Origin of the sequence: Catellatospora paridis (assembly GCF_009720365.1) — a bacterium.
Taxonomy (GTDB): Bacteria; Actinomycetota; Actinomycetes; order Mycobacteriales; family Micromonosporaceae; genus Catellatospora; species Catellatospora paridis.
In genome coordinates this window covers 37639-44941 of the sequence record NZ_ML769320.1, presented here as the reverse complement: position 1 = coordinate 44941, position 7303 = coordinate 37639, and the positions used below count along the sequence as shown (strand labels likewise).

Genomic DNA, 7303 nt, shown 5'->3' with positions numbered 1-7303 from the left:
CCCCCCCCCGCGGCCGGGCCGGCTCCCCGCGGCGGCGGGCGCCCGGCCGGCCCCGCGCGCCGCGGGGCGGGATTCCCCGGACCCGTGCCCGGTACGCTCCCCTGCATGGCAGCTCGACCGACCTTCATCCTCGCCTCGGCGAGCCCGGCCCGGCGCACCCTGCTCGACTCGGCGGGCATCGACGCCGAGGTGATCGTCAGCGGCGTCGACGAGGACGCCGTCGAGGCGACCACGGCCGAGGCGCTCAGCGCGGTGCTGGCCCGGATGAAGGCGCACGCCGTCGAGGAGCGGCTGAAGCACAGCTCCACCGCCCCCGACCGGGCCCTGGTGCTCGGTTGCGACTCGGTGCTCGCCTTCGACGGGCAGATCCTCGGCAAGCCCGAGGACGCCGACGAGGCGCTCAAGCGCTGGCAGGCCATGCGCGGCCGCAGCGGCGTGCTGCACACCGGCCACTGCCTGGTGGAGCTGCCCACCGGCCGGGTCGCCGAGGAGGTCGGCTCGACCGTGGTCCACTTCGCCGACCTGAGCGACGCCGAGATCGAGGCGTACGTCGCCACGGGCGAACCGCTGTGGGTCGCCGGCTCCTTCACCATCGACGGGCTGGGCGGCCCGTTCGTCGAGCGCATCGAGGGCGACCACAGCAACGTCGTCGGGCTCTCCCTGCCGCTGCTGCGCCGCCTGCTGGCCACGCTGGACATCTCGATCACGGAACTCTGGCGGCAGCGCTGACCCGTCCGCCTGGCATAGGGTCGGCGTATGGGCGAACCCGCCGCGAGCCCCGGCCCGCGGCGTGCGGAGCGAGGAGGAAGCAATGGGCCGCGCCTTCATCACGGTCACCGACGAACTGCACGATTACGTCGTCGCGCACGGCACCCCGCCCGGCGACCTGGAACGTGATCTGGTCGCGGAGACGCTGCGGGCGACCGGCGGCGCGTCGCGGATGCAGATCGAGCCCGAGTACGCCGCACTGCTGACGATGCTGACCCGGCTGGTGAACGCGCGCAACGCGGTCGAGGTCGGCACGTTCACCGGCATGTCCTCACTGGCCATCGGCCGAGGGCTGGCCGACGGCGGCAGGCTGGTCTGCTTCGACATCTCGGCGGAGTACACGGCCATCGCGCAGCGCTACTGGCAGCGGGCCGGGCTGGACGACCGGATCGAGCTGCGCCTCGGCCCGGCCGTCGAAGGGCTGGCCGCGCTGCCCACCGAGCCCCACCTCGACCTCGCGTTCATCGACGCGGACAAGGAGGGCTACGCGGCGTACTGGGACGCCCTGGTGCCGCGGATGCGCCCGGGCGGCATGTTGATCGTGGACAACGTGCTGTGGTCGGGCCATGTCCTCGACGAGAAGCCGAAGGACACCTCCACCGCCGCGCTGATCGCCTTCAACGCCAAGGCGGCCGCCGACGACCGCGTCGACGTCGTCATGCTCCCCTTCTCCGACGGCGTCACCCTCGCCCGCAAACGCTGACTGCCTGCAGTTTCCGGGAAACTGCACGAATCGACCGCCACATAGCCGCAGTTTCCCCGAAACCGCAGCCGCTGCGGGCTCAGGCGAGGTCGGTGGCGAGGGCCGAGGTGAGCGGGGTGCGGGTGGTGGTGGCGAAGCGCCAGGCCAGGACGGCCGCGCCCGCGATCAGAACCGGGATGAACAGGAACGCGGTGTGCGCGCCGACCTGGTCGGCGACCAGGCCGAGCAGCAGCGGGCCCGCGCCGAAGCTGACCGCCATCGAGTACGACGCCACCCCGGCGGCCCGATCGGCCTGACCCGGCGCGGCGGCCACCGCCAGCGAGATGGCCAACGGGTAGTGCATGGCGTTGCCGAGACCCACGATGATCAGGCCCGCCACCGCCACCGCGGCGCTGCCCGCGCCCCAGAAGACGGTGAACCCAGCCAGGCTCAGCACCAACGCACCGAGGTAGAGCGGGATCGACGGCAGGCGCAGCGCAATCCGCGCCCCCGCCAGGCGGCCCGCGAACATGCCGCCGACGATGGCCGACATGACGGCGGTGGCCCCGCCCGCAGACATGCCGACCTGGTCGCGCAGCACCTCGGCGGTCCACATGGACAGCACGACCTCGACCGCGCCGGTGACCGTCATCATGCCCCAGGCCAGCCAGTACGCCGCGGGCAGCGGCGGTCGGCTGCCCCGCGCCCGCGATCCGCCCGCCGGAGCGGAAGCGGTCGGCGGGCCGTCCACCGGGACGGTAGCGACGGGCAGTCCGTCCGCCAGGACGGAAACGGCAGGCACGCCGTCCACCGGGACGGGAGCGGGCTGGGGGGCCGAGGTCGCGAGACCCGACGGGATGCGTACACCCTTGATCTTGGCAATGACCGCGACCAGCGCGATCAGGGCGACCAGCAGGGCGAGACCGGCCCGCCAGCCCAGCCCGGCGCGCATGGCCCCGCCGATGAGCAGCGGGGCGACCAGACCGGCGGCGCAGGCGACCGCGTTGGCCTCGCTGATCGCGGCGGGACCGGCCGGTCCGTGCCGCTCGGACAGCGCGGAGACGATGCCGCCGATCGCGGCGATGCCGGCCGTCGCGATCACCATGGTGAGCCCGATGGTGACCGCGAAGTACGCGGGCAGCAGCACGAATCCGAGCACGCCCGCGGCGATGACGGCCTGACAGGCCCAGAGCACGGGGCCGCGGCCGAACCGGCGGGACAGGTGGGGGTAGAGCGCGCCGCCCGCGACCGCGCCGACGGCGATGGCGGTGCTGTGCAGCCCCGCGACGGCGGCGGAGGTGCCCTGCTCGTCGCGCAGCAACGGCACGATCGGGCCGAAGCCGTAGTTGAAGTAGCCCCAGAGCCCCAGCTGCAGGTAGATCAACCAGGTGGCGAGGTCACGCGAGAGCCGGGGCACCCACCGAAGCTACGCTCCTTACAGGTGCCCCGGCCTCGGGTTGAGACGGAGCTAACGCCGGGTCCGGGTCGGCCGGCCCGCGAGCCGGCCGCACCGGGTCAGCGGACCGACTTCGCGAACGTACGCGACGAGATGAACAGGGCGAGCACGGTCAGCGGGGTGAGGATGGCCAGCGCCTGCCAGACCGCATCGTCGCCGGGGTTGCCCGCGAACAGCGCGCGCACCGCGTCGGTGGCCCACTTGAACGGGTTGATGTTGGCGACGTTCTTCAGCCACTGCGGGGCGAAGGTGAGCGGCAGGAAGATGCCGGCCAGCAGCATGATCGGCTGGATGACCGTGTTCAGCATCGGCGCCATGGCGTCCTCGCTGCGCAGGGTGAGGCCCAGCGCGTAACCGGTCGACGACAGCAGCAGCGTCATCAGGCCGATCAGCAGGTATGCCAGCAGCGCGTCACCGACCGCGACCCGCAGCCCGAACGGCACCGCGAGCAGCGTCACCAGCACGGCCTGGAAAAGCAGCTGTACCACGTCGCGCAGCGAGCGGCCGAGCAGCAGCGCGACCCGGCTGACCGGCGTCACCCGGTTGCGTTCGATCACCCCGGCCCGCAGCTCGGCGATGATGCCGAACCCGGAGAAGGCGCTGAACAGGGCGACCATGACCAGCATGCCGGGCACGAAGATCCGGTATGCCTGCTCGTCGGTCATCGGGCCGCCCGCGCTGAGCGCCTGCTTCATCAGCGGCGCGAACAGCAGCAGGTAGAACAGCGGCTGGATGATGCCGACGGCCACCCAGACCGGGTTGCGTAGCAGCAGCTGCATCTGGCGCTGGAAGACCAGCCAGGTGTCACGAAGGAACTTCACTGCTCAGCTCTCCCTCAGGCTGCGGCCGGTCTTGGCCAGGAACACGTCGTCGAGGCTGGGGCGATGCAGCTCGATGCCCTCGATGGAGACGCCCTCGGCGTCCAGGGTGCGCAGCACGTGCGGAATGGCGCTCGCGCCGTCCTCGACGTACAGCCGCAGCGACTGCTCGGTGGTCTCGACCTTGCGCACGTACTCGGCGTTGTCGAACAGGTCGGCGGCCTTGGCCACCTCGCGCGCGTTGACGGAGACGACGTCGCCGAGCACCTCCTGCTTGAGGTCGGCGGGCGTGCCCTCGGCCACGATCTGGCCGTGGTCCATGATCGCCAGGCGGTCGCAGAGCGCGTCGGCCTCGTCCAGGTAGTGCGTGGTGAGGAAGACGGTCATGCCCATCTCCCGCAGCTTGCGCACCTCGCCCCACATGTGGGCGCGGGACTGCGGGTCCAGGCCCGTGGTCGGCTCGTCGAGGAAGACGACCTTCGGCGAGTGGATGATGCCGAGCGCGATGTCGACACGGCGGCGCTGGCCGCCGGAGTAGGTCTTGCAGCGGCGGTCGGCGTACTCGGCGAGCTCGAAGGTGTCGAGGGCCTCGGCGGCGCGGCGCTGGGCGTCTGCCTTGCCGATGCCGTACATCCGGGCGTGCAGCACCAGCTCTTCGCGGCCGGTGGACTCGTCCCAGGTGCTGCCGCCCTGGGCGACGTAGCCGATGCGGCGGCGCACCTCGCCCGGATCCTTGCGCAGGTCGGCGCCCGCGATGACGGCGCTGCCGCCGTCGGGCTCCAGCAGGGTCGCGAGCATCCGCAGGGTGGTGGTCTTGCCGGCGCCGTTGGGGCCGAGGAAGCCGAAGATCTCGCCTTCGGCGACGCTCAGGTCGACACCGCGTACCGCCTCCACGGTCTTGCTCTCGCGACCGGCACGGGAGCGGAAGGACTTCCGCAGCCCGGAGGTCTCGATGATCATTTTAGCTCCAAGGTCGGGGGAGACCTGGAGCCTAGGACCGGGGTCCGACAGTAGTCAAGTTTGATTAATCGGATGCGTGCTCCGTATGCCCGAACCCATGCTTCCAGCGCGCCTGCAGTTCCTCCGACACGTAGGGCTCGCCCGCCTCGATCCGCTCGGCGACCCGTTCGCACCAGGCGATCTCGCCCTCGTTGCGGGCGATGCCCAGTTCGAGCATCCAGCGCACGTGGGTCGGCTTGTTCTCCGGCACCGCCCAGCCCGAGGCGATCGCGGCCCCCGCGCCCTCGTTGTCCGCCCGCAGCTGCCGGGCCCGGTGGCGCAGCGCGGCGGCCACCTCCTCCCGGGGCAGCTCCGTCATCAGCGAGAACCCGGCCAGGAACGGGTCCTCCACCTCCCGCTGCTCCCACAAGGCGGCCGACAGCAGGTCGCGGAACTGCTCATCCCCCTTCGGGGTCATCTCGTATCGCGTCCGCGCGGGCCGGCCGCCCACCTGCTCGCTGCCGACCTCCCGCAGCGCGCCCTCCTCGGCGAGCTTCTTCAGTGCGTGGTAGACCGAGCCGGGCTGCACGTTCGCCCACTTGTCGGCATGCCAGCTCAGCAACTCACGGCGCACGTCGTAGCCGTGTACCGGCTGCGCCATCCGCACCACGCCGAGGATCATCATTCGGGTCGTCGACACGGTGAACAGTGTGCGTCCGCACCGGCGATCCGGGGTATCCCACCCCCACCAGCGGTGATCTGAACGAGCGTTCATGACACAGGTCACATGGCACCTGAGCGCTCGTTAATGATCAACTCCACCGATAGACTCCGCGCAGGCCCGTTCGGGGAGGACGATGATGACGATGCTGTCCAAAGTGTTGATCGCGAACCGTGGCGAGATCGCCGTACGCGTGGCACGCGCGTGCCGTGACGCGGGCCTGGCCAGCGTCGCCGTGTACGCCGACGGCGACCGCGACGCGCTGCACGTGACCATCGCCGACGAGGCGTACGCCCTCGGCGGTCAGACCAGCGCCGAAACCTACCTGCGCATCGACAAGCTGATCGAGGTCGCCCAGCGCTCCGGCGCGGACGCGGTGCACCCGGGCTACGGCTTCCTGTCCGAGAACGCCGCCTTCGCCGAGGCCGTCATCGAGGCGGGCCTGACCTGGGTCGGCCCCACCCCGCAGGCCATTCGCGACCTCGGCGACAAGGTCACCGCCCGGCACATCGCACAGCGCGCCGGCGCGCCCCTGGTGCCCGGCACGCCCGACCCGGTCAAGCACGCCGACGAGATCGTCGCGTTCGCCCGGGAGTTCGGCCTGCCCGTCGCCATCAAGGCGGCATTCGGCGGCGGCGGCCGCGGCCTCAAGGTCGCCCGCACCCTCGACGAGATCCCCGAGCTGTTCGACTCGGCCACCCGCGAGGCCGTCGCCGCGTTCGGCCGGGGCGAGTGCTTCGTCGAGCGATACCTCGACCGGCCCCGCCACGTCGAGGCGCAGGTGCTGGCCGACCAGCACGGCAACGTCATCGTGGTGGGCACCCGCGACTGCTCGCTGCAGCGCCGCCACCAGAAGCTGGTCGAGGAGGCCCCCGCGCCGTTCCTGACCGAGACCCAGCGCGCGGCCATTCACGACTCCGCGAAGGCGATCTGCCGCGAGGCCGGCTACCACGGCGCGGGCACGGTCGAATACCTCGTCGGCGTCGACGGCACGATCTCGTTCCTGGAGGTCAACACCCGGCTTCAGGTCGAGCACCCGGTCACCGAGGAGACCTCCGGCATCGACCTGGTCCGCGAGCAGTTCCGCATCGCCGCGGGCGAGAAGCTGCGCCTGCAGGCCGACCCGGCCCCGCGCGGTCACTCGATCGAGTTCCGCATCAACGGCGAGGACCCGGGCCGCAACTTCCTGCCCGCCCCCGGCGTGATCACCAAGATGCACCTGCCCGGCGGTCCCGGCGTACGCGTGGACACCGGTTTCGAGACCGGCAACGAGATCAGCGGCAACTTCGACTCGCTGCTGGCCAAGGTGATCATCACCGGCGAGAACCGCACCGAGGCCCTGGAGCGGGCCCGACGCGCCCTGGACGAGATGGTCGTCGAGGGCATGGCCACCGCCCTGCCGTTCCACCGCGCCATCGTGCGCGACCCCGCGTTCGTCGAGTTCACCGTGCACACCCGGTGGATCGAGACGGAGTGGACCAACACCGTGCCGCCGTTCGGCGCTCCGGCCGCGTCCGACGAGGAGGCCGGGGAGCGGCAGACCGTCGTGGTCGAGGTGGGTGGCAAGCGCCTGGAGGTCTCCCTCCCGGCGTCCTTCGGGGGTACGGCAGCCGCCGCGCCCGCCGCCGGACGCCCCGCCAAGCGGGCCGCGGGCAAGCGCGGCGCGAAGGTCGCCGCGGGCGGCGACGCGCTGGCCGCCCCCATGCAGGGCACCATCGTCAAGCTCGCGGTCGCCGACGGCGACACCGTGGCCGAGGGCGACACCGTCGTGGTCCTGGAGGCCATGAAGATGGAGCAGCCCCTCACCGCCCACAAGGCGGGCGTGATCACCGGCTTGTCCGCCGCCGTCGGCGAGGTAGTCCAATCCGGAACCACGATCTGCGAAATCAAGTAACCCACCCGCATCGACGGCTCGCCGC

Annotated in this window: 7 protein-coding genes; 3 read left to right on the top strand and 4 right to left on the bottom strand. The window is 71.7% G+C overall.

What is annotated here, in order from left to right:
• Window positions 1-105: 105 nt before the first annotated feature.
• A complete protein-coding gene (locus F9C41_RS22750; protein ID WP_155388859.1) occupies window positions 106-729 on the top strand; it encodes a Maf family protein in 624 nt (207 codons plus the stop codon).
• Window positions 730-811: 82 nt separating this feature from the next.
• Window positions 812-1471, top strand: coding sequence for an O-methyltransferase (locus tag F9C41_RS22745; RefSeq protein ID WP_155388858.1), 660 nt, complete (start codon window positions 812-814; stop codon window positions 1469-1471).
• A 79-nt stretch (window positions 1472-1550) separates the two neighbouring features.
• On the opposite strand, the gene F9C41_RS22740 is transcribed toward F9C41_RS22745, so the two are convergent.
• The 4 genes from F9C41_RS22740 to F9C41_RS22725 all read right to left on the bottom strand — a co-directional run bounded on the left by F9C41_RS22740 (window position 1551) and on the right by F9C41_RS22725 (window position 5363).
• Window positions 1551-2867: an MFS transporter gene (locus tag F9C41_RS22740; protein WP_155388857.1), complete on the bottom strand. Its 1317-nt coding sequence runs from the start codon at window positions 2865-2867 to the stop codon at window positions 1551-1553.
• 98 nt (window positions 2868-2965) lie between these two features.
• Window positions 2966-3727, bottom strand: a complete 762-nt coding sequence (locus F9C41_RS22735; protein ID WP_155388856.1) for an ABC transporter permease — start codon at window positions 3725-3727, stop codon at window positions 2966-2968.
• 3 nt (window positions 3728-3730) lie between these two features.
• Entirely contained in the window at window positions 3731-4681 is a 951-nt protein-coding gene (locus tag F9C41_RS22730; protein ID WP_155389021.1) for an ATP-binding cassette domain-containing protein, read from the bottom strand.
• Window positions 4682-4748: 67 nt separating this feature from the next.
• Complete coding sequence (locus F9C41_RS22725) at window positions 4749-5363, bottom strand: PadR family transcriptional regulator (protein ID WP_230689900.1); 615 nt, start codon at window positions 5361-5363, stop codon at window positions 4749-4751.
• 169 nt (window positions 5364-5532) lie between these two features.
• Here F9C41_RS22725 and F9C41_RS22720 point away from each other — a divergent pair, with 169 nt between their 5' ends.
• Window positions 5533-7278: an acetyl/propionyl/methylcrotonyl-CoA carboxylase subunit alpha gene (locus F9C41_RS22720; RefSeq protein ID WP_155389019.1), complete on the top strand. Its 1746-nt coding sequence runs from the start codon at window positions 5533-5535 to the stop codon at window positions 7276-7278.
• The last annotated feature ends 25 nt before the right edge of the window (window positions 7279-7303 follow it).

Excerpts from the sequence above, each read along its gene's own strand:
- F9C41_RS22745 (WP_155388858.1), top strand. The coding sequence starts at position 812 with ATGGGCCGCGCCTTCATCACGGTCACCGACGAACTGCACGATTACGTC.
- F9C41_RS22750 (WP_155388859.1), top strand. The coding sequence starts at position 106 with ATGGCAGCTCGACCGACCTTCATCCTCGCCTCGGCGAGCCCGGCCCGG.